Source organism: Leptolyngbya sp. BL0902 (assembly GCF_016403105.1).
In the GTDB taxonomy this organism is placed as follows: Bacteria; Cyanobacteriota; Cyanobacteriia; order Phormidesmidales; family Phormidesmidaceae; genus Nodosilinea.
Window position 1 is genome coordinate 2,941,544 of the sequence record NZ_CP046155.1, and the last position, 25,485, is coordinate 2,967,028.

The following is a 25,485-nucleotide window of genomic DNA, read 5'->3' on the forward strand; positions in this document are numbered from 1 at the left end:
CGCCCGTTAACCTAAGTCAGCCGATACCTGAATCAGGCGATACCTAAATCAGCCGATAAAGTAGGCGGATAGCTGCTGTCGCAGATCCTCAGCGGGAAGGCGGATATCGAGGCTTACCAGGGCTCCGCTGGGCTGGTAGCGCTGAATCGCCTCGCGGAGGGCCGGGGGAATATCGTCAGCTTTGGCGGTGAGGGCGGCAGCGACCTCATCGGCCAAGCGACCGCTACCTGCCAGCACCAGCATAGGCCGTCCGGCAGCGAGGTTGATGTGAAAGTCGGTGGTGGCAATTTTGCCACCATTCACCAGCAGGGTGAGGGCAGGCTGGGGCTGGGCGATGGCTGTGGCAAGGTCAGAAAGCCACGGTGACTCGCTGCCCCAGGCATGGCCGGGGGTGAGTAAAAAGTGAGTGTGGTGGGGTTCCAGGTCGCACTCTGGACAGCCCAACCTTGGCCCATTAGGCAGAGGACTGGCCGGACGACACCAATCGAGGGGCAAATCTGGGGGGATTTCGCCCGCTGACTCAGGAGAATGGGAGGACGTCGCCGAGGTCAGCCGCTGCTTTTCCAGCAGGGCCATGGCGTGGAAATCCGAGAATCGCGCTTGCCCCTGGGGCAACACCCCCACCAGCGGAAAGGTACCCCCCAGGCGATGGCGGGCCTGCCCCATGAGCTGCATCACCCCCGCATCGGTGCCCCCGTCAATCACCGTTAGCCTGAGATCCTGGGCTAGAGGAGCTAGCACCTCGTTAAAGAGCACCTGAAGCCGCTGCATACTGGCGGTTTCCATCAGCCCCGCCCCGCCCACAATCACCAGGGTTGGGCGAGGCCGTTCTAGCCCCAGGGGATCGAGGGCTTGGTGAATGGTGTGGTGAGGCCCAAGCCAAAGCGCCTGGGCACAGTGCCCACCGGGAAAAGAAAGGGTGAAGGGGCCAGGGACAAGGGGGTCTGCCATGGTGAGCATTATATCGATTGCGGTTGCGAACGCCTAACCAAGGACTATCCCGATACCGCAGCCGCTAAAGCTGGAATAGTTCAGGATCAGCTAGAAGCCGTCAGGCCGATCTGCGCTCAGCCCCCCTATCCTAGGCCACTAAGTCTGTCATGGCTGCTTCATCTAAATCAAAATTGGCGGTGACAGACTGCACATCGTCTAAATCTTCTAGGGCATCCATCAGCTTCATCAGCAATCGGGCCTGATCCGGATCGCTCACCATCACCGTGTTGCTGGGAATCCAGCGCAGTTCGGTTTGCTGGACGGCATAGCCGTGGGCCTTCAGGGCGGTATCCAGTTGCTCTAATTCCGTTGGCGGACAGAAAATCTCTGCCCCCAGGGTATCTTCGTCGAGGTCGATGATCTCGTAGGTTTCCGCCCCGCCCTCCATGGCTGCCTCCAGCAGGGTTTCCTCGTCCCCCGGATCGGCAATGGTGACAACGCCTTTTTGGTCAAACATCCAGCCCACACAGCCCGTTTCCCCTAGGTTGCCGTTGCGCTTGCTGAAGGCGGCGCGCAGATCAGCGGCGGTGCGGTTGCGGTTGTCGGTCAGGGCTTCGATCAGCACCGCCACCCCGCCAGGGCCATAGCCCTCGTAGCGGATCGCCTCATAGCTGTTGTCGGCCCCCAGTTGGCCCGCCCCCTTGGCAATGGCGCGGTCAATGTTGTCGTTGGGCACCCCCGCTGCCTTGGCCTTGTCAATCGCCGTTCGCAACTGAAAATTGCCCGCCGGATCGGCCCCCCCCAGCCGCGCCGCCACAATAATTTCCCGCGACATCTTGGCAAACACCTTGCCCTTCACCGCATCCACCCGAGCCTTCTGTCGCTTAATGTTGGCCCACTTACTATGACCTGCCATACCTCATGCGGGGATCACTGCATGTTCGATTCTATCCCGCCTGGGCACCTCGATGCTGGGAATCAGGCTGGGGGAACTGGGAGGAAGACCCCGTAGGCCAGGTGCCCAGCCCAGCCTTGGTGCGGGAATTATGTAGGGTTTTGTTAACTTCCTAGAAAATTCCGGAGCAACCCGTTGATACTTCGGACTAACGCATCATTGCGCCTCAGACGTTCTGTTCTGTCGTTCTGTATTGGGCATTATTTTTGCCCCTTGTTCTCAACCCTTGGCATGGGCCTTGTGAATGCTATGGTGAACCAGCCTGTGATGCGGACGTGTGGCCTGAGTGCCCTGGTATGGCTGCTAGTGCTGGGGGGGAGTTCTCCAGGGGCAGCGGAAACCTTGGCCCAGACGACGCCGTTGATTCCGTCGCTTGATCCGCTATTGCCGCCAGAGGATGAACTGCCGCCGGAACCGATCTTAGAGATTGAAACACCGGGGGCTCAACCCGCTGGGCCTGTGACTCCGCCCGCTGAGACCCAGGTGCTGGTGCAGCGCATTGTGGTGGAGGGCAGCACGGTCTTTAGCGAGGCGGATCTGGCGGCGGCGGTGGCTCCCTTTGAGGGGCGGTTGCTGACCCTGGCGGAACTGCAACAGGCAGCGGATGCGGTGACGCAGCTCTATCTCAACGGGGGCTATCTGACCTCGGAGGCGGTGGTGCCGCCCCAGGAGGTAGCGGATGGCATCGTGCGGCTGCGGGTGATTGAGGGCTTTTTAGAAGCGATTCGGGTGGAGGGGAGTGATCGGCTGGCGGACTATGTGCGGCGGCGGGTGGCCCTAGCGGGGACAGCTCCAGTGAGCCAAACTCGGTTGGAGGAGCAGTTGCGACTGCTGCAAGTCGATGCCCTATTCGACAATGTGGAGGCCGGACTGCGCCAGGGAGAAACGGAGGGGGGCAGCATCCTGACGGTGCGAGTGAGTGAGGCTCCAGCCTTTAGCGGCAGCATCGGGCTGGATACCCTGTCGCCCCGGAGTGTGGGGCAGTTTCGCACGGGGGCGATTTTGCGCTACCAAAACCTGGCGGGGCTGGGGGATCGGCTGCAAGCCTCGGCCTACCGCAGCACCACGGGCGGTTCCCACGCCTACGACCTCAGCTACCAAATTCCGATTACACCCCAAAATGGCACCCTGCTGCTGCGCCTTGCCCCCAACAACTACCGCATCACCGATGAAAGCCTCCCGGAGTTCAGCCTCGGCCTCAGCGGTTCCGCCGATAGCTATGAGGTGGTGGTGCGCCAGCCCTTAATTCGTACCATTGACGAGGAGTTTGCCCTGTCGGCGGGGTTCCGCTATCGCCAAGGATCGACCCTGCTGCTGGGGTTCATCACACCGCCCACCGTCACCAGCGTATTTAGCTTTGGCCAAGACTATGTGCGCCGCGATGCCAGCGGAGCCTGGGGGCTTCAGTCGCAGTTTCGGCTGGGGACGGGGTTATTCAATGCCTCGGTTGCGCCCACGGGGCCAGATGCCAAGTTTTGGAGCTGGCAGGGGCAGGTGCAGCGCTGGCAAGTGCTCAATCCCAACCATCGGCTGCTGATCCAGGGGAGTGTGCAGCTCACCCCCGATAGCCTGCTGGGGTCGGAGCAGTTTGTGATGGGCGGGGCGCAGTCGGTGCGGGGCTACTACCAAAACCAGCGGTTTGGCGACAATGGGGTGCGGCTGTCTGTCGAAGACTACATCACCCTACAACGGGACAACAACGGACGCCCCATCACCCGGCTGATTCCCTTCTTTGATGTGGGCTATGTGTGGGCAACGAACCCCGCCTTTGCCGCCACCCAACAAAACTGGATGGTGGGTACCGGGATGGCGGTGGAGGCTGAGCTGGTTGAGAATCTATCCGCCCGCGTGGATTTTGGGGTGCCCTTGGTAACGCTGGATGAACTGCCGGGGGACAACCCCTCCGGTCTGCGGATTTATTTTGACCTGCGCTATCGGTTTTAGCTATGCCCCTCTACGACCTCTTCATTTCCTACGGGCGGGCAGATAGTAAAGCCTTTGCCATTGACCTCCACCATCGGCTGACGGAGCGCGGCTATCGGGTCTGGATTGATTTGGACGACATTCCCTTCGCGGTAGACTACCAGGTTCACATCGATAAAAGCATTGAACAGGCCCATAATGTGCTGTTTGTGCTCAGCCCCCACGCCGTCAATTCTCCCTACTGCAAAGCCGAGATCGAGCGGGGGCTGCACTTCCATAAGCGCATCATTCCCCTCCTCCATGTGGAGGAAATTGCCTACGATACCTGGAAGCAGCGCAATCCTCAGGGCACCGCCGCCGACTGGGCCACCTACCAACGGGAGGGGCGGCATTCCGGCATCCAAAACCTGCACCCCGGTGTGGCCAAGCTGAACTGGATTAACTGCCGGGAGGGCATCGACGACCCGGATCTGGCCCTGGATCAACTGGTCAACACCCTGGAGGATCACCGCGACTATGTGGCCACCCATACGGAACTGTTGGTCAGCGCCCTAGCGTGGAACTATAACCAGCGCCAGCCCCGGTATTTGCTCAGTGGCCGTCGTCGCGAGACCGCCGAAGCCTGGTTGCGGCAGGCGATTGAGGAAAACCCGCCCTTCGCTCAGCCCACCGATCTCCACTGCGAGTACATCACCGAAAGCACCAAGTATGCCGACGACCAACTCACCCAGGTCTATCTGTGCTACGCCGACGAAGACAGCAACCTAAAGGAATCCATTCGGCGACAGTTGGATCGGGTGGCGCTGGTGGAGGCTCCGGTGACTGGGCCCAGCGATCAGGTGCGGCGGCTGTTGCGGCGGGCTGGGTTCACAGTGTGGGATCGCAAGCAGGACTTAGCCTCCGGCGACAACCTCCAGGAGACGATTCGCCAGGGCATTGAAGGGGCGGATTCGATGGTGTTTTTGCTGTCCCCCGCTGCCGTGTGTTCCAGCTATTGCCTAGAGGAACTCAACTATGCCCTGAGCTTGCACAAGCGGGTGATTCCGGTGCTGGTGCAACCCCTCGGCCAGACCACCCTCCCCACTACCCTGTCTCACCTCAGCGTGATTGACCTGCATGAGATCCAGGCTGGGGCCGGGGCTGCTGGGGCCAACGTTCAGACGAGTTGCCGCCAGTTAGTGACGCTCCTCAGCCAAGATGCCGTCTACTTTCGCGACCACAAACGACTGTTAGTGCAGGCTCTAAAGTGGGAACGCCAGCGCCATAACCCCAGCGTGCTGCTGCGCGGAGCCGAACGCCGCTACTACGACGGCTGGATTAAAGCTGCCCGTTCCCGCCCCCTCCAAACACCCCTGCCGATTCAAACCGCCTTTGTGGCCGAGAGCTTGGCCCAGCCCGACACCCAAACCCTGGATGTCTTCCTAATTGCCGACCCAGAGGATCTAGACTTTGCCCGCCGATTGCAGCACACCCTTCAGGTGCAGGGCAAAAGCACCTGGTTTAACCCAGGAAGCCGGGGGGATGCTCGCCATGGCCAGGCCGATGCCCTGGCGGAGGATCGCGAAGCCTTAGAAACCGCCGCCAACGTGGTGGTGCTGTTGTCGCCCCATCTGGCCCAAAATGTTGTTGGCCAAGCTCAGATTAGGGAGGCCCAAGCCCTTAGTAAACGCCTGATTGGCGTGAGCGATCAGCCCCTAGAAGCGGAGATAGCCTTGGCCCTGCCCGACCCCACTCCGGTGGTTGCCTTTCACCACCACGGGGGCGACTTTTCCTCGAACTTTGGCGACCTCTACCGGGTACTAGAAAGCGACGCCGACTACATCGACCAACACACCCGCTTGCTGATGCGGGCAATTGAGTGGGAGAAGGCCGGACGCGATGACAGCCTCTTGCTGCGGCGCAAAGCCCTCGACCAAGCCAACGATTGGCTGGCCCAATCTGCGACCAAAACCCCCGCCCCCAATCCTCAGCAGATCGCCTACATCACCGCCAGCAGCCAGTTGCCCCTTCGTAGGGTGAGGCGGCGCACCTTGAGCGGCTCGGCGATAGTTGTTACCCTCGGCATTTACCTGCTGCGGCTGATGGGGGCACTGCAACCGCTGGAATTAGCCGCCTTTGATGCGCTGATTCGCCGTCGCCCCAGCGAACCCCAGGATAGCCATCTGCTGCTGGTGATGGTGGATGAAACCAGCGGCAACTGGCTGCGGGAGGGCGTCAAGCAAGGGCGCTATCAACCGACCCTGGGCACCATTCCCGATGAAGCCCTGCGGGAGGGGTTGGAGGTGCTGCTCTCCCACGATCCGGCCCTGGTGGGGCTAGACTTTTACCGCGACTTTGCCGCCACCCCGGCCCTGGCGGATCTGCTGCGCCAACAGGACCAAATCTTCGCCATTTGCAAAGCCTCCTACGAGGATTCGCCTGGGGTGGAACAACCGCCGGAACTGCCCCCAAGGCGCATTGGCTTCAACGATTTTGAGATCGACCCCAATGCCTTTGTGCGCCGCCACTACCTCAAGCACGAGGCCGATCCTCCGGGCTGCGACACGGAAAACGCCTTTAGCCTGCGACTGACCCAGATTTATCTAGGGGATCGGGGCGTTGCCTATACCAATCCTTTTTTGCCCGATGGTGGCATTCAAGACATGGCCTTTGGATCGGTGCGGGTGCCGCAACTGTGGACGGGGGGCATTTTCAATAGCCATAGCGCCGCCTACAGCCCCCTGCGGCCCGACCAACTGCTGGGCTACCAAAGCATGGTGAACTACCGCCACTATCAGGGCGACCCCAGCCAGTTTGCACCCCAAATCACCTACAAAGACCTGCTAACCGGACAGTTTGACCCAGAACTGGTGCGGGGGCGGATTGTGTTGATTGGCTACAAAGACCTCACAGACCGTAATGCCGACTCGTATAATACGCCCCAAGGCAGGCTACCGGGGGTCGTCATTCACGGACAAATGATTAGCCAGTTGGTAAGTGCCACCCTGGAAAATCGCCCCCTGATTCACTGGTGGCCCCTCTGGGGCGAAACCCTGTGGATGGGCCTGTGGGCGGTGATGGGTGGCCTCGTCGTGCGGCAGTTAGTGCGGCCTACGGCCTTGGCGATGGGTGCAACGGTTGGGGTGCTGTTATTGGTTGGACTTAGCTATGGCCTGCTGGTGGGAATTGGGCTGTGGTTGCCCCTGGTGCCTGCCCTGGGGGCCGGACTAGGAACCGCCCTTCTGGTAGCCTACCTCAACTATCGGCTACGGAATCCATAGGCTAGGGAATCTACCAGTGACGGAATCTACCAGTGACGGAATCTACCAGCTAAGGAATCTACCAGTGACAGAATCCAGCGGCTACGGCATCCCCTAGCTACGGCATCTACCAGTGACGGAATCCAGCGGATCAAGTAGTCAAACACTCCAGAATTTATCGATTACGGAATCCATGGCTCATCCCGTGGATTTATCCCATACCTTAAATCCCCCGGACATCACCATGCCCTATTCTCGGCCTCTCCTGACTGCGGTTGTCTACCCCCTTATTCACCGCTCCACCCTTTGGGCTAAAGGATGTCGCCAAGCCTCCCAGACAGCTTCCCGGAGAACTGCCCGGAGAACTGCCCGGAGAACTGCCCGGACAGGTTCATGGAAAACTTCCCGGAAAGCCTTAGTAAAATTGCTGATGGTAGCGATCCTAAGCACAGGACTGGCGCTGGAGGTATACCCCGTTCCGGCCCAGGCCAACAGCGTATCCAACTTTTTGTTTGGGCGGCGGGAAAATCGGGGCGGACGATCCCCCAATCGGCAGCAGGGTGGCGGTGTGCGGGGCGGACGGCTAGGGGGTGGCGTGGATGCGCGTTTGCCCTACCTGATTACGCCACGCAACAGTTTTCAACCCAGCGACCGCTTTACCGTGCGCTGGAACCCCGTGGAGGGAGCCACCACCTACACCGTGCGCCTGTGGCTGTGGGAAGACGCCAACGGAGGCCGTCAGCGGGTGCTGTGGGAAACCACCACCGCCAATACCAGCCTCGTCTATGAGGGCAATCCTCCCCTGGCCCCAGAAGACTTCTATTCCATCGAGGTGATCACCGATCAGGGCGTGTCCTCTAACCAGGACGCGGGCTGTGCCATTGCTGGATTCTCGGTGCTGTTCCCCGAAACCCAGGCTCGCCTAGAGGCCGACCGGGCCAACCTCAACCGCCAAAACCTCCCCCCCGACGAACGAGCCTTGGCCCTCGCTGACCTCTACCTCAGCTACCAAATGCTGGACGCCGCTATCGACACCCTCCACCAGCACATTGCCCTGGCCCCCACCGACACCCTCCACCTCGCCCTGGGGGATCTCTACAGCCTTGCCGGACTGAATGCCCTCGCCGCCGACCACTATCGCCAAGGCTTGGCCCTCGCCACCGACAACCAGAACGAACTCTGGCAAGCCGTCGCCCTCGAAGGGCTGGGCGAAATTGATGTGCTCAACAACGACCTCTCAGAGGCCATCCCCCACCTACAGCAGGCCGTCCTCAGCTATCGCCGCGCCAACGAACCCCTCCGCGCCAACCTGGTGCAGCAGCGGGTTGATCTCCTCATCACCGCCCAACGGGCTGGCATGAATCCTACGCCGCCCCCGGAGGTGTGTCAGTAGGGGCACAGTCTCCTCGCCCCAGGAAGTCGGGGGTCGGGCATCAGCCATCAGCAACAACAACGGCCCCAGTCTCCAGCCCTGAAGGTCCTAAATTCCTGAATCCCTGAATTCCTGAGTTCCCCAAGTTCCCTGAGTTTCGGCATCCCCAAATTCATACACTCCTGAGTTCCTAGCCCCCAATCCCCAATCCCGCCCCCGCCATGCGCTTTCTCCCTCTCCTCTCCGCCCTTCTGCTGCCCCTGCTTCCAGCTCCAGCCTTTGCCCAATCCATTATTCCAGCAGCGGATGGCACAGGCACCCTAGTTTTGCCCAATGGCACCACCTACACCATCACCGGGGGCAGTTTGTCGCGGGATGGGGGCAACCTGTTCCACAGTTTCGAGCAGTTTGGGCTGACGGCCAACGAGGTGGCGACTTTTCTGGCCAATCCCTCGGTGCAAAACATTTTGGGGCGTGTGGTGGGGGGCAATGCTTCGCTGATTGACGGGCTAATGCAGGTCAACGGCGGGGCCAACCTCTACCTGATTAACCCGGCGGGGATTTTGTTTGGCCCCAACACGGTGCTGAATTTGGACGGTTCCTTCACCGCCACCAGCGCCAGCGGGGTGGGCTTTGGCCGTGAGTGGCTCCATGCCCTAGAGCCGAGCAACTACAGCGCCCTCACCGGAGACCCCACGGCCTTTAGCTTCACCGACAATGCCGGGGCCGTCATCAACAGCGGCAACCTGGCGGTGGGCGAGGGCGAACGACTGACCCTGATGGGCGGATCGGTGGTCAACCTGGGCACCCTAGAAGCTCCCGGTGGCCAAATTGCGGTGCTGGCGGTGCCGGGGGAAAACCTGGTGATTTTGCGTCCGGTGGGGGCGCTGCTGGGGCTAGAACTGGCCCCCTTGCCCAATGGTGCCCCACGCCTCAACGGGATGTCGCCGCTGGATATTCCGGGGCTGTTGCGGGCGGGTGAACCGGAAATTGCCACGGGCCTCGTCGCCAATCCGGACGGTACCGTTAGCCTGGTGGGCTCTCCCCTACCCCTGCCCACAGCATCGGGAACGGCCATCACCTCTGGCACCCTGTCGGTGGCAGGCAACCAGGGCGGCGCGGTGCAAATCTTGGGCGACCGGGTGGCGGTCGTGGGGGCTGCGGTGGATGCGTCTGGTAGCCAGGGCGGGGGCCAAGTGCGGATCGGCGGCGAATACCAGGGCCGAGGCACCACCCCCACCGCCAACCGCACCTTTGTGGATGCCACCTCCACCATCACCGCCAGCGCGGGAGAGTCGGGCAACGGCGGCGAAGTCATCCTCTGGGCCGAAGAAGCCACCCGATTTGACGGCACCATCACCGCCCAGGGCGGCACCACCGGGGGCGATGGCGGCTTTGTCGAGGTCTCCGGTCGGCAAACCCTATCCTTCAACGGCTTGGTGGATGTCAGCGCCCCCAATGGCGCAATCGGCACCCTGCTGTTGGATCCGACAGATATTTTTATTGTTTCTGAATTTCCTGTCCCAGACACTGGGTTTGGAGATGCTAACCTGCCCGAAATTTTGGCCTCAGACTTTTTGCCAACACCGGGCAGTATCTCCCTTCTCGCCAGCAATCTCCAAAGTCAAGCGGCCAATGTGGTGTTGCAGGCCACGAATGACATCATCATTGAGAACGGTCTATCCCTCAACTTTGTCCTAGGGGGCGGTAGCATTACCTTCACCGCCGATGCCGATGGGGATGGGGTGGGCGATTTTTTCATGGACCCCACCCAATCCATCCTGGCGCGGGGCAACGAAACCGCCAACGGGCGAGATATCACCATCAGCGGGGCCAATGTGACGGTGGGCACCATCCGCACCGATGTGGCCCCTGGCACCCTGCCCAACGCCAGCAACGGCGGCAACATTACCCTCACTGCCACCAACGGCGGCATCGAAGCCGGACTGCTCAATACCTCGGTCTGCAACGCTTGTACAGGTAATGCGGGCGATGTCACCATCTCTGCCAGTGGCGGGGTAAGTGAATTTCCCATCGGTGAATTTCCCATCGAGTTTCCCGTCGAATTTCCCATCGGAATTGAAGTTTTCAGGATTAATGCCCGCGCCACCCGTGGACTGGGGGGAACCATCACCATCCGCACCGAAGCAGGCGACATTTTTCTGGGAGACCTGGTGTCGCGATCCACGGCAGGGCAAGCGGGGGACATCACCGTTGAGAGCCTAGACGGCGGCGTTTTCTTCATTGATGGCAACGGTCTCATAGACGCCGGAACCGGATCGGGCACCGGGGGGGCCGTCAGGCTACGCTCCACCGATAGCCCGATCTACGTTAGGGGAACGATTGCGGCGGATTCCCTGGAAGCCGAAATCCAGACCTTCGGAGCCAACGGCTTCGGCTGCGGCACATCCCTCGTGTTGGACGACACCGTCACCGTCACCGACGCCATCACCCTGACCACCGGAGCAGGTGGATTTGTCGGCACGGCGGCGCTCCGGGCTGGGGCTGGGGGCATTACTATCACCACCGATGATCTGGATCTCTACGGTGGGGCCAACTCGGTGGCGTCACCCGGAGAGTTGACCATTCAACCCGCCTCAGAGGATCGCCCGATGCTGCTGGGGGTCTTTGATGTTGAGCGCTTCATCGATGCCCTCTATCTCGATCAAAACGCCCTAGATGCCCTGGCGGACGGCTTTAGCCGCATCACCCTAGGCCGTCCGACGGGCACGGGTACCATCACCCTTGATGACGATGTCACCTTTCGAGACCCCACCCTATTGACCACCCTCGGCACCATCGACACCCAAGGCTTTAGCCTGATCGGCACCGACAACGCCAGCCTCACCCTAGAGGCTGGGCTGGGTATTCTGGCCGCAGAAATTTCAACCACCGGGAATGCGGTCACGCTGGTGGGCGATGTTGATGGCGATGGCGATGGCGAGGTGAGGCTAGATGGCCCCATCACCACCAACGGCGGCGCAATCAGAATCGCAGGATCTGCCGTCGAAGGGACGGGAGTTGTCCTGGGCAATGCAGGTAGTCTCAACTCTGGCGGCGGCAATATCACGGTCAATGGCACCACAACAGATCCAAGCGTCGATTCCCACGGCATCGATGTGGAGGGGGCGATCAATAGCCAAGGGGGAGCCGTTCGCCTGACCGGAACCAGTACCGACGGGATTGGCGTCTTGGTGCGACCGTCAGCGCCGATTACATCCGGCGGCGGGAATGTCACCCTCCTCGGCACCTCTACCACGGGCAACGGCATTGAGTTTCAGGGAACCTTAGACAGCCAATCGGGAGATATCACCTTCACCGGGACTACGGCGGGCACCGTGGGCATTCAGACGTCGGGCAGAGTCGTATCCGGTGGCGGGGCCATTCGCTTTACAGGCACCTCCACCGGAACGGATACCGTCTTCTCGCGGGGCATAGAAACCCAAGACATCGTGAATAGCGGCGGCGGCAACATCACCTTTGAGGGCACCAGCACCAACGCCGAGGGCATTCTCTCGTTTAGCCCCATTACCTCCAACGGAGGCGATATCACCTTCACCGGGCGCGGCCCCAATGGCGGCATTTTTGTGACAGCGGCCAGCACCCTAGACGCAGGCACAGGCAACCTTGTCCTCAATGCCGATGATCCTCGGATTGTGGGCCAAGTGCGCGGGCAGGGCACCTTGCAAATTGCGCCCCTCAACCCCACCCTAGCCCTCACCCTGGGCGGCACGGGTGGCCTAGGCACCACCTTTTTGAACGCCGCTGAACTGGATCGCCTGGGCAACGGCTTTAGCCAGCGCACCATTGGCCAACCGGGCCACACCGGAGCCATTACCCTAGACCGCTTTATCCTCAGCAGTGCTCTCGCCATCAACGGCACCACAATCTTCGGCCCAAACCAAGACACTACCTGGGCCGCACAACCTGACGGCAGCGTTCTGGTGAGTGGGTTTGGCGCACCGCTACGGCTGAACAATCCCACCACCATCACCGGAGGCACCGCCCCCAACACAGTACTAGGCACCGACGGCAACGACACCGTCACTCCCACCGGGCTCAATGCGCTGCAACTGGGAACGGTGCTGTTTCGCAATATTTCGGTCTTTGACGGTCTCGACGGAGTTGATACGGTTCAGGGCACTTCGGCCAATGATCGGGTGGAGGAGGTTGGCCCCAATGCCATTCTGTTCAGCGGCATTCGCTTCAACAATATCGAAGCCTTTGATGGTTTGGGTGGCCTCGACACCGTCATCGGCTCTGGCTTGACAACTACGGTCACTAGCCTTGGCCCCAACGCCCTTGGCCTCAATGGCGTGGAATTCAACAACATCAACAGCTTTGATGGCACCGCTGGCACCTACACCGTCCTCGGCACTGAAGGCGATGACACCGTTTCCACACCGACCGCTGGTGCGATTCAGGTCAACAACGTCGGCTTTAGCGGCGTCGCGGGGTTTGATGGCCGAGGGGGCACCAACACCCTGTTGGGCAATTCCGGTAACGATACCGTGCGAACGACTGGCCCCAACGCCCTCACCTTCAACGGTCTGCGCTTTATTAATCTCAGCGTCTTTGATGGCAGCGGCGGTATCAACACCGTCTTGGGCGGCAATGCCAGCGCCACCGTGGCCCTATTGGCCAACGAGCCCAATGCCCTGACGCTGAACAACACCATCTTCCGTAGCGTGAGCGTCTTTAACGGGGGTGCGGGGAACTACACCCTTCTCGGCACCCAGGGCGATGATCGGTTCACCCTGGGCGGCGGCAATGTCTTGCGGTTTGGCGGGCTGACGTTCCGCAACCTCAGCGCCCTGGATGGCGGCAGTGGCTTCAATACCCTGGTGGGCACCAACGGCGATGACTCGTTTACCCTGCGCAGCGCCAATGGGGGCACGGCCCAGAATATCCAGTTTGCCAACATCAATGCCATCAACACCCTGGCGGGGGAAGATACGGTTGATCTAGCTGGGGTGCCCCTGGAGGTGGATCTTACCGCTGGCGACGGCACCTTGACTATCAATAGCCTAGACGGTGGCGATGTTGTCCTCAATGCCAACGTGCGGACACCGGGGAATCTGGCCATCCGCACCTCGGATGGGGCCATTACCCAAACCGGGGGCCAAATCACCGTGGGAAGAACCACCGATCTAGCGGCAGCGGGGGCCATCGCACTAACAGGCAACAACGACTTCAACATCGTCACCGTGGGGCGCAGCCAAAGCCTAACCTTAGTGGACATCAACGACCTGGTGCTGGGCGAGATTGCCTTCACCGACGGCATCGACATCACCGCCGCAGGCAACCTCACCGCCACCCGCAATCTCATCCAGGGTTCCGCGCCGTTGCTGTTTGCCCCGTTCTCCCTCTTTAGCCTCTTTGCCACCGACAGCCGTTCGGTCACGGTGGCTCCCACGGGGGTCTCCCTCACCAGTGGATCCGCCCTCACCGCCCGCGATATTACCGTGCCCGGTGGCCCCATCACCCTCCAGTCGGGTGGCCCGATGACCGTGGGCAACTTGAATACTAGCGGCCCGGTGGGTGGAGCGGTGACGCTCCAATCGGGAGACCGCATCCAGGTCAACACCATCAACGCCGAGGGCGATACCGTGGGCGGCAGCATCGCCGTTACCGCCGCCACCACCTTCCAGGCGCTAGGGAGTTTCCTCGCCCAAAATGGCGTCACGGCCAGCCTCTCCACGGTGGGCGGCACCCAGGGCGGCCCTATCAGCCTCACCTCCGGCACCAGCCAGTTCTCCATCGGCGATGCCACCCTCAACGGCACCCAAGCAGCCATCACCAGCGGCGATGTTACCCTGCTGCCCGGTAATGTGGTGATTGGTAGCCAGGTCTTTGGTGAGGGTCTCCCTGGCCAAATTTCCTTCACGGCCCCTGGGGAACCGCCGCCGCCGCCACCCCCGCCGCCGCCTTCACCCGACCCGACACCAGAAGTTATCCTGGATGACCGTGAGGTGATCTTGGACGTTGAGGAAACCCTGGGGGCCGGGGGCGAACAGCCCGTGTTGCTAACCAGTACCGGGCAAACGCTTCAAGATGGTGAATTTAGCGACATCGAAGCCGCCATCGCCAGCGAATTTAGCAACCACTTTGGCGGTACATTCCGGCCCGCTCGTCCGGTGAGTTTGGCCGATGCCCAAAATACCCTGCGCGACATCCAGGCCCAAACTGGGGAAGTGCCCGCTCTGGTGTATGTGCGCTTTAACCGTCAGGCGTTCCGGGTGGCAGGGTTAGGTGCCCTAGAGCTGTTGTTGGTACCCCCCAATGGCGACCCCATTCGGGTGCAGGTGCTATCGGCCAATCCCCAGGCGGTGATTCGGGCGCAGGAACTGCTGCGGCGACAGTTGACCAACCCCAACCTCACGAACAACCGCGACTACCTAGCGGCAGCCCAGCAGCTCTATCAGTGGATCATTGCCCCCATCCGTGGCGAACTGGAGGCCGCAGGCATTACCAACCTCAGCTTTATCATGGATGCGGGGTTGCGAACCCTCCCCCTAGCCGCCCTGCACGATGGCGAACGCTTTTTGATTGAGCAATACAGCGTAGGACTAGTGCCCAGTCTAGGGCTGATTGACCCCACCTACGTTAACCTCAACCGCCAAAGCGCCACCATGACCCTGGGCGGAGCCTCCCAGTTCCTCAGTCAGCCGCCCCTCCTGGCCGCCCGTACTGAACTGGAGACCCTTCAATCCTTTTGGCCTAGCAATACCGTGGCGGAGTCCAACTTTACCGTCGCGGCGCTACAACAAACCCGGCAGCAGGCCCAAATTGTCCACCTAGCCACCCACGCCGAATTTTTGCGCGGTGCCCCCGACCAGTCCTACATTCAGTTCTTCGATGGTCGCCTCAGCCTTAACAATATGGCGGCGCTGCGCTGGTTTGAGCCTACGGTAGATCTTGTCACCCTCAGCGCCTGCCAAACGGCGATGGGCAACGTGCAGGCAGAGCTGGGGTTTGCGGGGTTTGCCCTCCAGGCCGGAGCCCGGTCGGCCCTGGCCAGCCTGTGGCGGGTCAGCGACGAAGCCACCGCCGGACTGATGCCCACCTTCTACCAACAGCTCGACCAACAGACCACCAAGGCCGAAGCTCTGCGACAGGCGCAGCTCGCCTTCCTCCGGGGAGAAGCCACCATTGCCAACGGCCAAATTCGCTGGCCCGGTGGCACGGTTCCCCTACCGCCCAGCCTTGCCTTCTCCGGCACCCAGGATCTCAGCCATCCCTTCTACTGGGCCGCCTTCACCATTGTGGGTAGCCCTTGGTAGGGCCATGCCCGATCTCCTCCCCCCCAGATTTCACCCTGGGACTGGGAGGCTCAGTAGATCACAAACACGCTCTTTTGCCGTGATCCACCCTCACCCTAAATCCCTCTCCCAATGTGGGAGAGGGACTTTGAAGCACTTCCGGCTCCCCTCTCCCTCCTTGGAGAGGGGCTGGGGGTGAGGGCCAGGGGGACTTTGCGATCTACTGAGGCTGGCCCAGGGGACGGGCTGGAAGGACGGGTTGGAAAGCGTGGTTGAGATCCACTGTCCCTAGGCTGGGCCAATGGCTGCCACCGCCGCCTCCACCGCCAGGGCCACGTGCGTCCAGTGGGTGCCGCCCTGGCAGTAGACCACGTAGGGCTCGCGCAGGGGGCCATCGGCGGAGAGTTCCGAGGTGCTGCCGTCGATGAAGGTGCCTCCGGCCATCACCAGTTGGGTGTCGTAGCCCGGAGTGACGGCGGGGACGGGTTCCACGTAGGCATCAATGGGAGAATGCTGCTGGATGGCCTTGCAGAAGGCAACCATCTTCTCTGGCGAACCGAGTTTGATGGCCTGAATCACGTCCCGCTGGGCAACGGTCGGGTTGGGCTTGACCGGATAGCCCAGGGCATCGAAGGTGGCGGCTAACAGATAATTCCCCTTCATGGCTTCCCCCACCATTTGCGGCGCAAGGAAAAGCCCCTGGTACATCAGACGGTTTTGGTTGAGGCTGGAACCACCGCTGGAGCCAATTCCCGGTGCCGTTAGCCGACAGGCCGCCGCTTCCACCAAATCCGCCCGTCCGGCCACGTAGGCCCCAGTGGTGGCGATGGTGCCGCCGGGGTTTTTAATCAGCGATCCGGCCATCAGGTCAGCCCCGACGGCGGTGGGTTCGCGATCTTCTAAAAATTCGCCATAGCAGTTATCGACAAAACACACCACGTCGGATTTCTGCCGTTTCACCGTCGCCACGATGCGCTCAATTTCGGCTATGGTTAGGGTTGTGCGCCAACTGTAGCCGCAGGAACGCTGAATGTGTACCAGCCGAGTATTCGGTTTAATGGCGGTTTCCAGGGCGTCCCAATCCACGGAATCGGCGGCGGTTAACGGTAATTCTCGATAGGTGATCCCAAATTCTGCCAGCGAACCCTGGCCCGACGAACGCAACCCAATCACCTCCTCCAGGGTGTCGTAGGGGGCTCCTGCTACTGCCAAACATTCATCCCCAGGGCGAAGAACGCCGTAGAGGGCGCAGGCAATGGCATGGGTACCCGACACAAATTGGGATCGCACGAGGGCTGCTTCCGCCTGAAATACCTCCGCAAATACGTTATCCAAGGTGTCTCGGCCTAGGTCATCGTGGCCATAGCCCGACACGCTGCTGAAATGGTGGCTTCCTACCCGATGCTGCCGGAACGCCCTGAGCACCCGCTCAAGGTTATGCTTGACCTGGGTGTCAATTCCGTAAAAAATCGGAAACATTGAGGACTCTGACGGCATCATCGTGTTTGATCGTTGCGAAGGTTAATTTTTTTCGTTAAGAAACGAGGGAGACCTATTGTCCCTCAGATTTATTCAACCTGTCCAAAACTTTTGTCCCAATTTTTGTCCAAACCTTTAGAGATTTCGTACATGACTGCAACAACCCCTACCTCCACGCTCTCCCGCGACTGGGTAACGCTATGGTTCATGGTCGCCATGCATGGCCTAGCGCTATTGGCCTTTTTGCCCGGAAACTTTTCCTGGGCGGCGGTAGGGGTGGCCCTGCTGCTGCACTGGGTAACGGGTTGCCTAGGCATTACCCTCGGCTGGCACCGTCTAATTTCCCACCGCAGCTTCCAGGTGCCCAAGTGGCTGGAATACTTCTTCGTGTTCTGCGGCACCTTGGCCTGCCAGCACGGCCCCATCACCTGGGTCGGCCTGCACCGCCACCACCACGCCTTCTCTGACCAAAGCAACGACCACCACGACTCCAACAAAGGCTTCTGGTGGAGCCACATGGGCTGGATGTTCCGGGACGTGCCTGCCAAACGAGAAATGGGCCGCTTCACCCGCGATATTGCAGAGGATCCCGTTTATCTCTTCTTTGAAAAATATTTTCTGGCCACACAAATTGTTCTGGGTGTGGTTCTATACCTCCTGGGCGGCTGGCCCTTTGTGCTGTGGGGGATCTTCGTCCGCCTCGTCGTGGTCTACCACTGCACCTGGCTGGTGAACAGCGCCACCCACAAGTTCGGCTACCGCACCTACGAAACCACCGATAAATCCACCAACTGCTGGTGGGTGGCCGTCGTCACCTACGGCGAAGGCTGGCACAACAACCACCACGCCTTCCAATACTCCGCCCGTCACGGCCTCCAGTGGTGGGAAATTGACATCACCTGGATGACCATCCGCCTGCTGGAAATGGTGGGCTTGGCCAAAAAGGTGAAGCTGGCAAACACCAACGCCGCCGAGTAAGCCCTCGACAGGGGCAGAGTTGCCTGGATAACCCGCATCGTCTGCCCTAACCATGACCGATGAAAAAGCGATGCCGTCTACCAGGGTGGGGACGGCATTCTTTTTGGGAGCGAAGGGCGCACCCAGGCCCATTTCAGCGTTTGCCCTGCACCTCCCGCAAAATGCCCTGCGCAGCGTTCCCGTTATCCTAGATAATGGGAGGGTTTTGAAGTTTGCGTTCCCCCCATCATTCGTCTATGCGTACCCACTACTGCGGCACCCTCCGAGCCAGCGACATTGGCAGCACCGTTACCCTGTTTGGCTGGGTAGACCGTCGCCGGGATCATGGGGGCGTGATTTTTGTTGACCTGCGGGATCGTACCGGGGTGGTGCAGATTGTCAGCGACCCCGAACGCACCCCGGAGTCTTACCCCCAGGCCGACCCCCTGCGGAACGAGTATGTGGTGAAGATTGTGGGGCGGGTGAGCCAGCGCCAAGAGGGTTCCATCAACCCCAAGCTGTCCACCGGGGAAGTGGAGATTTATGCCGATTCCATTGAACTGCTGAACGCCGTTCGCAAGCCCCTACCCTTCCAGGTGTCTACGGCGGATTCGGAATCGGTGCGGGAAGACCTGCGCCTGCGCTACCGTTACCTAGACCTGCGGCGGGAGCGGATGGCCCAGAACCTTAAGGTGCGCCATGAGGTGATCAAGGCGATTCGTCGCTTCTTGGAAGACCAGGAAGGCTTCATGGAGGTGGAAACCCCCATCCTGACGCGCTCGACCCCCGAAGGCGCACGGGATTATCTGGTGCCCTCGCGGGTGAACCCTGGGGAGTTCTACGCCCTGCCCCAGTCGCCCCAGTTGTTTAAGCAATTGCTGATGGTGTCTGGCGTAGACCGCTACTACCAAGTGGCCCGCTGCTTTCGGGACGAAGACCTCCGGGCCGACCGTCAGCCGGAGTTCACTCAGCTCGACATGGAAATGAGCTTCATGACCCAGGACGAAATCCTGGCCCTCAACGAAGCGCTGGTGGCCCACATTTTCAAGACCGTGCAGGGCATCGACATTCCCCGCCCCTTCCCTCGCCTCACCTACGCCGAGGCCATGGATCGCTACGGCAGCGACAAGCCCGACACCCGCTACGGCCTGGAACTGGTGGATGTGTCTGACCTGGTGAAGGACTGCGGCTTTAAGGTGTTTTCTGGCGCGGTGGCCGATGGCGGCATCGTCAAGGTGCTGCCCATCCCCGGCGGCAACGAGCAAATTTCCAACGTTCGCATCAAGCCCGGTGGCGACATCTTCAAAATTGCCTCTGAAGCCGGAGCCAAAGGACTCGCCTACATTCGGGTACGGGCCGAGGGCGCGGTGGATACCATCGGAGCCATCAAAGACAACCTGCCCGCCGAGAAGATGCAGGAATTGCTGAGCCGTACCCACGCCCAAGAGGGGGATCTGCTGCTCTTCGGCGCTGGCCCCACGGATATTGTCAACGCCACGCTGGATCGGGTGCGGCAGGCGGTGGCCAAGGAAATGAATCTGATCCCCGACGGCAAACTGAATTTGCTGTGGGTGACGGATTTTCCCATGTTTGAGTGGAACGCCGACGAACAGCGCCTCGAAGCCCTGCACCACCCCTTCACCGCCCCCCACCCCGACGACGTGGCCGACCTCAAAACCGCCCGCGCCGTGGCCTACGACCTGGTGCTCAACGGCTACGAAATCGGCGGCGGCAGTCTGCGCATCTACCAGCCCGACGTGCAGCAGCGGGTGTTCGACACCATCGGCCTCACCACCGAGGAAGCCAAGGACAAATTCGGCTTTTTGCTAGAAGCCTTTGAGTACGGCACCCCTCCCCACGGCGGCATTGCCTACGGGCTAGATCGCCTGGTGATGCTGATGGCCGGAGAAGAGTCCATCCGCGACGCCATCGCCTTCCCCAAAACCCAGCAGGCCCGCTGCTTGCTCACCCAAGCCCCCTCCGGCGTGGATGAGGCCCAACTGAAGGAACTCTCCATCGCCTCCACCTACGAACCAGAAAAAGACGAAGACTAATCCCAGGCATCGGTGGCGCTTGGGCCGTGGCGGAAGGCTAGGACGTCTACCCCGGCCCCAAGCCCCCCTAATCCGGGTGCTATTATGGCTTTTTGTAAACATAGTCGGCTGCCCACGTAGGGCAATCGCGGTGGGGATGCCATGACTCTTCTTCGACAGTTGCCCTCAAAACTGCCCTCCATGGTGGGTTCCCTTCAGGGAGGGCGCACCGTAGGGCGACGTTTTCAGGCGGTTTTTCTGCTGCTGTTGTTCGCGCTGATTCTGGGATCCTTTGGGCTGCGGCTGTTTCAGCTTCAGGTGGTTGATGGGGATCGCAATCGGCAGCGGGCCGACAGCAACCGGATTCGCCTCGTCCCCAAGCGCCCTGCGCGAGGCACCATCACCGACCGCAACGGCAGAATTTTGGCGGGTAGTCGGCTGTCCCATACGGTGTCGATTTGGCCCATCGCCCTGCCCAAGGAAGAGTGGCCAGCGGTGATTGATCGCCTCGCCACGGTGCTGAAAATGCCCGCCGAGGACATTCAGCGGCGGGTAGAGCAGGCGGGCTATTCGTCCATTGAGTCCATCACCATTGCCCAGGGGATTAGCACAGCCCAGGCAACGGCCCTCTCGGAGTACCTCAGCGAACTGCCGGGGGTGCGCCTGGAGGCCGAGGCGGTGCGAAATTACCCCAACGGCGACCTAGCGGCCCACATTCTGGGCTACACCGGAGAACTCACGGACGCCCAACTGGCGGAGCGCCGTGCCCAGGGCTATCGCATGGGTGACGTGGTGGGCCAATCTGGGGCTGAGGCGGTTTTTGAGTCTACCCTGCGGGGCCAGTGGGGCGGGCAGCAGGTGGAGGTGGACAGCGCCGGACGCATCATCCAAATTTTGGGGGATAAGCCCTCGGTGTCTGGCCAAGATGTGCAGCTCACCATCGACATCGAACTGCAACGAGCCGCCGAAGCCGCCCTGGGCAATCGTCGTGGGGCGATTGTGGTGATGGATGCCAACAACGGCGAAATCCTGGCCATGGCCAGTTGGCCCACCTACGACCCCAATATTTTTACTGGCCCCATCAGCCAAGCCCAGTGGGCACAGCTTCAGGGTTCTAATCATCCCTTCCTAAACCGCGCCCTGCGGGCCTTCGCCCCGGCCAGTACCTTCAAAATTGTCACCACGGCGGCGGCGATTGACCTGGGCGGATGGGATCCCAATACTGTTTTGCCCACCTTTCCCTATCTTCAGGTGGGGGGGGTGCGCTTTGGCGAATGGAACCACGCTGGCTTTGGGCCGCTGGGCTTCACCGGAGCCATGGCCTGGAGCAGCGACACCTTCTTCTACCAAACCGCCCGCCGTATGGGTGGCCCGCCGCTAATTGAGATGACTCGCCGCTTCGGGTTTGGGCGCAGAACGGGCATTGAGCTGGCGGTAGAAGAAAGCGCTGGCCTAGTGCCCGATGATGACTGGAAGCGAGAAACCTTGGGCACCTCCTGGGTCATTGGTGACGCCATCAATATGTCCATTGGCCAGGGCTACCTCACCTCCACGCCGCTCCAGGTGGCCAATATGTTTGCGGTGGTGGCCAACGATGGCTACCTCGTCCGCCCCCACATTAACCGAGACAACGAAGAAGCCCGCCTCTGGCGCGAACATGTGGGGCTGAGCGATGTCACCCTCGACATCCTGCACCGGGGCCTGCGCCAAGTGATTACGGGCGGCACGGCTACGGCCCTAAACGTCTCCCATATTCCCCCCTTTGCGGGCAAAACAGGCACCGCCGAAGCCCCCCCAGGGCTCTCCCACGCTTGGTTTGGAGCCTATGCCCCCATGGAGAACCCAGAAATCGTCGTGGTCTCCTTTGCTGAACACTCCGGTGGCGGTGGCGGTCGCGTGGCGGCCCCCATGGTGCTTCAGGTGCTAGAAGCCTACTTTGGCTATCAACGAGAAGCCGCCGACCAGCCCTAGGGTGGCCCAACTAGTAGCAGCCGTTATGGTTGCCGTCGGCAGGGCGCTGCGGGGGGAGAAGCTGCTGGTGATCTGCTGAGGCTAGATATCCTGAATATCATCGGCATAGCTATAGATTTCGATGCCCAGAGCTTTGGCGACGGGCAAGGCCCGATGATCGACCATGGGTGAGACAACGATTTTGCGACTAATGGGTCGTTGTTCGTGCTTTTCGTAGAAATCTACCTTGCGGCCAAAGCTGTACATCCCGGCTTTATCGATAGAGGACTTGATCTCACAGGCTATGGTGGTGCCATTTTTAATAATGAGGTCAATCTCTACTTGATCCGGTCGGCCAAAGACGTCGCCCGCTTGGTCGTAGAGGGTGAGATTGAGCACTTCCACCCCAAAAGATTGAGTCAAAATGCCCGCCAGCGCATTACGGAAACTGGCCTCAGCAGATAGCCCCCATCGAGCCCCTAAAGCCCCAATCGTGCTATCAAACCGTTTATCCAAGCGCCGAATTTCCGCTAGCTGCTCATCCCACTTGCGGTTTTGTTCATCCCACTTGCGGTTTTGTTCGTCCCACTTGCGGTTTTGTTCGTCCCACTTGCGGTTTTGTTCGTCCCACTGGTGGGCTTGCTCGTCCCACTTGCGGTTTTGTTCATCCCACTTGCGGTTTTGCTCGTCCCACTTGCGGGCTTGTTCTTCGCGATCTTGCTGTAGCTCGGCTAGGATGCGGTCAAATTTGATATCGGCTTCTCGCCGTCCCATATAAAAGTCTGAGACGGTTTGCAGAACAAACTCCCTCATCTGGGGCTCTTGGGCCATGAGTCGGGGGAGTTCTTGTTGAATCAGAGCAATGACTTCAGATCGCTCCATGCCTGGGGCCTCTATCCTGTGGTTTTATCTTAACAGTCGTAGCCTGAGCCCGATGGTGAACCGCCATGCGGGCTCTAAGGATGGCCGATATTCGCCAAACCCGTTTCTACCAAGAGAGTCTTGCGGAGGGTCGGGAAGGAGGTGAAACGGCGGTGCGCCTGAGCTTGCTGTTGCGGCGGTTAGGATCATTGCCCGACGATCAGGTGGCCCACATCCAGGCGTTGCGGTTGCTACGGTTGGCGGCGCGGCTGGAGGTGGTGCTGGAGGGAGTGCTGGACGTGGCGGATGGGGCAGCGTTGGCAGGCTGGCAATTGGCGCATCCGGTGAGGGGGGGATGGGGGCTAGGCACTGTGCAACGAATCGTAATGGTTTTTGTGAAGGCAGAATGAAGCAAGTTGGGCAGAATGAAGAGTAGTTCTCTCGTTTTGCAGTCCTTTGCGCGTTGCCCCATGGCGGATACGGTCATCCAGGTCGAAAATCTTGGCAAAAAATATATCCTGGGCCACCAGCAGGAGGGGCATTCTCGCTATGTAGCGCTGCGGGATGTGATTGCCGATGGGGCCAAGTCCGTAGCGCGACGGCTGCGGCATCCCGGTAAACGCCAGCCCAATCCCAACCAGGAAGAATTTTGGGCGCTGAAGGATGTGTCCTTTGAGGTGAAGCAGGGCGAGGTGGTGGGCATTATTGGCCGCAATGGGGCGGGTAAGTCTACGCTGCTAAAGATCCTCAGCCGGATTACGGAGCCGACGGAGGGGCGGATTAAGCTGCGGGGTCGGGTAGCCAGTCTGCTGGAGGTGGGCACGGGCTTTCATCCAGAGCTAACGGGGCGGGAAAATATTTTTTTGAATGGGGCCATCCTGGGGATGAGCCGAGCCGAAATTAACCGCAAGTTTGATGAAATTGTGGAATTTGCCGAGGTTTCTCGGTTCTTGGATACTCCGGTAAAACGGTATTCCAGCGGGATGTATGTGCGGCTGGCGTTTGCGGTAGCAGCCCACCTAGAGCCAGAGATTTTGGTGGTGGATGAAGTGCTGGCCGTAGGGGATGCGGCATTTCAGAAGAAGTGTTTGGGCAAGATGGGAGATGTGGCGAAACAAGAGGGACGAACGATTTTATTTGTTAGCCATCAGATGTCGGCTATTAAGAACCTTTGCTCTAGAACAATTATGCTAAACAGCGGCTCTATCTATCACGATGGAGATCCGCAGGCAGGAATTACTCTTTATCTACAGGATCTTGCCTCTGCATCAAATCAAACGTCTCTTGAGAATGTTAGGCGTACTGGAACAGGGGTTTTAAAGATAGTCAATTTTTGGTTGGAGAATATAAATGGAGAAAGAGTGACAGCCGTTGCATCTGGAGATACTGTCAAAATGGTTTTTCAGTGCCGGGTTAACGGCAATAGTTCTCCTAAAAATATTTCTTTAGGCTTTAGCTTGCATACGCATCTAGGCGATCTGCTGTCAGTTTTATATAGCGACTATATGGGAGTTAATTTAGATGACCTAAAAAAAGACGGATGTATTAGTTTTACAATATCTGATTTTCCCTTCTCTAGGGGTAGATATTATGTAGGTGCTCGTGTTGTGGTGAACGACATAGAATCTGACTGGCCTAAAGATTTCATTGGCTCTATAGATGTAGAGGATGGCAGTTTCTATGGGAAAGGAAGGACTCCACACAGCGGAATTGGGCCAATTCTTATAAAGGGCGATTGGTCGATAAATTCTCAAGAAGCATCGCTCCAAAAACTACACGATCATGAATTTCAAAATCTTGGCCGCTAAAGCTAAAAAATACGCTCAAGTTTTAGAGTCTATTATTAGACCTCAAAAATACTACATATATCCAAAAACAAGCTACTCTCATCATAGAATTTCCTTTTCCCAAGAGGGAGAGGATCTTGTCTTGATGCGAATGTTTGAGGGACAGGAAAGTGGCTTTTACGTAGATATTGGTGCCCACCATCCTCAACGCTTTTCAAACACATATCTATTTTACTTAAAGGGCTGGAAAGGCATAAATATTGATGCAATGCCCGGAAGCATGGATTCCTTTAAGAAGATAAGGCCGCGAGATATTAACTTAGAGATTACGGTCTCTGACAAAGAGGAAATATTGACATACTATGAATTTGATGAGCCTGCTTTGAATGGCTGCTCAGTTGAGCTATCAAAAGAGTATGAAAACCTCTCTTCTCATAGAATCATTAATGAGATAAAAGTTAAGGCAAAGCCTCTTTCTGACGTTTTAGACAGCTATCTTGAAACAGGGCAGAGTATTGACTTTATAAGTATAGATGTCGAAGGGCTGGACTATCAAGTCTTAACATCTAACGACTGGAAGAAATGGAGACCTAAAGTTCTAGTTATTGAGGATTTAGAAAATAGGATAAATTCTCAGAAAACTCAGATTCAAGCATTTCTAGAAGATCAAGGTTATTGCCTTTATTCTAGACTTGTCAATAGTGCTATTTTTAGAAATATAGAGAAAAATTAGA

General features: G+C 59.3%; 14 protein-coding genes. 10 read left to right on the plus strand and 4 right to left on the minus strand.

What is annotated here, in order from left to right; all coding sequences use genetic code 11:
* Nucleotides 1–48 precede the first annotated feature (48 nt).
* Together GFS31_RS12955 and GFS31_RS12960 are read right to left on the minus strand one after the other, a co-directional pair.
* Nucleotides 49–951, minus strand: a complete 903-nt coding sequence (locus tag GFS31_RS12955; RefSeq protein WP_198805213.1) for a hypothetical protein — start codon at nucleotides 949–951, stop codon at nucleotides 49–51.
* A 130-nt stretch (nucleotides 952–1,081) separates the two neighbouring features.
* Nucleotides 1,082–1,849, minus strand: a complete 768-nt coding sequence (locus tag GFS31_RS12960; protein WP_198805214.1) for a YebC/PmpR family DNA-binding transcriptional regulator — start codon at nucleotides 1,847–1,849, stop codon at nucleotides 1,082–1,084.
* A 288-nt stretch (nucleotides 1,850–2,137) separates the two neighbouring features.
* Here GFS31_RS12960 and GFS31_RS12965 point away from each other — a divergent pair, with 288 nt between their 5' ends.
* The 4 genes from GFS31_RS12965 (at nucleotide 2,138) to GFS31_RS12980 (ending at nucleotide 15,705) form a co-directional block, all read left to right on the plus strand.
* A complete protein-coding gene (locus tag GFS31_RS12965) occupies nucleotides 2,138–3,832 on the plus strand; it encodes a ShlB/FhaC/HecB family hemolysin secretion/activation protein (RefSeq protein ID WP_198805215.1) in 1,695 nt (564 codons plus the stop codon).
* 2 nt (nucleotides 3,833–3,834) lie between these two features.
* A complete protein-coding gene (locus GFS31_RS12970; protein WP_198805216.1) occupies nucleotides 3,835–7,071 on the plus strand; it encodes a TIR domain-containing protein in 3,237 nt (1,078 codons plus the stop codon).
* Nucleotides 7,072–7,480: 409 nt separating this feature from the next.
* Nucleotides 7,481–8,443, plus strand: coding sequence for a tetratricopeptide repeat protein (locus GFS31_RS12975; RefSeq protein ID WP_198805217.1), 963 nt, complete (start codon nucleotides 7,481–7,483; stop codon nucleotides 8,441–8,443).
* 200 nt (nucleotides 8,444–8,643) lie between these two features.
* Entirely contained in the window at nucleotides 8,644–15,705 is a 7,062-nt protein-coding gene (locus GFS31_RS12980; RefSeq protein WP_198805218.1) for a CHAT domain-containing protein, read from the plus strand.
* A gap of 267 nt (nucleotides 15,706–15,972) precedes the next feature.
* Here the strand turns inward: GFS31_RS12980 and GFS31_RS12985 are convergent, their stop codons facing one another.
* Nucleotides 15,973–17,184 carry an aminotransferase class I/II-fold pyridoxal phosphate-dependent enzyme gene (locus GFS31_RS12985; RefSeq protein ID WP_198805219.1) on the minus strand — a complete coding sequence of 404 codons (1,212 nt, stop codon included), beginning with the start codon at nucleotides 17,182–17,184 and terminating at the stop codon, nucleotides 15,973–15,975.
* Between the two features lie 129 nt (nucleotides 17,185–17,313).
* Between GFS31_RS12985 and GFS31_RS12990 the strand changes: the two genes are divergently transcribed.
* The 3 genes from GFS31_RS12990 (at nucleotide 17,314) to mrdA (ending at nucleotide 22,124) form a co-directional block, all read left to right on the plus strand.
* On the plus strand, nucleotides 17,314–18,141 hold the full coding sequence (locus tag GFS31_RS12990) for an acyl-CoA desaturase (protein WP_198805220.1): 828 nt from the start codon (nucleotides 17,314–17,316) through the stop codon (nucleotides 18,139–18,141).
* A gap of 236 nt (nucleotides 18,142–18,377) precedes the next feature.
* Nucleotides 18,378–20,174: an aspartate--tRNA ligase gene (aspS, locus tag GFS31_RS12995; RefSeq protein ID WP_198805221.1), complete on the plus strand. Its 1,797-nt coding sequence runs from the start codon at nucleotides 18,378–18,380 to the stop codon at nucleotides 20,172–20,174.
* 141 nt (nucleotides 20,175–20,315) lie between these two features.
* Nucleotides 20,316–22,124 (plus strand): penicillin-binding protein 2, encoded by a 1,809-nt coding sequence (mrdA, locus tag GFS31_RS13000; RefSeq protein WP_198805222.1) that lies wholly within the window; start codon nucleotides 20,316–20,318, stop codon nucleotides 22,122–22,124.
* An 81-nt stretch (nucleotides 22,125–22,205) separates the two neighbouring features.
* Here the strand turns inward: mrdA and GFS31_RS13005 are convergent, their stop codons facing one another.
* Entirely contained in the window at nucleotides 22,206–22,985 is a 780-nt protein-coding gene (locus GFS31_RS13005; RefSeq protein WP_198805223.1) for a PD-(D/E)XK nuclease family protein, read from the minus strand.
* 65 nt (nucleotides 22,986–23,050) lie between these two features.
* Between GFS31_RS13005 and GFS31_RS13010 the strand changes: the two genes are divergently transcribed.
* The 3 genes from GFS31_RS13010 to GFS31_RS13020 are packed head-to-tail and all read left to right on the plus strand — an operon-like array spanning nucleotide 23,051 to nucleotide 25,484.
* The gene (locus tag GFS31_RS13010; protein ID WP_198805224.1) at nucleotides 23,051–23,374 is read left to right on the plus strand and encodes a hypothetical protein; all 324 of its coding nucleotides are present in this window, start codon (nucleotides 23,051–23,053) and stop codon (nucleotides 23,372–23,374) included.
* 60 nt (nucleotides 23,375–23,434) lie between these two features.
* Nucleotides 23,435–24,772, plus strand: a complete 1,338-nt coding sequence (locus GFS31_RS13015) for an ABC transporter ATP-binding protein (RefSeq protein WP_198805225.1) — start codon at nucleotides 23,435–23,437, stop codon at nucleotides 24,770–24,772.
* Nucleotides 24,747–25,484 carry an FkbM family methyltransferase gene (locus GFS31_RS13020; protein ID WP_198805226.1) on the plus strand — a complete coding sequence of 246 codons (738 nt, stop codon included), beginning with the start codon at nucleotides 24,747–24,749 and terminating at the stop codon, nucleotides 25,482–25,484. Before GFS31_RS13015 ends, GFS31_RS13020 begins: the two co-directional genes overlap by 26 nt.
* Nucleotide 25,485 lies beyond the last annotated feature (1 nt).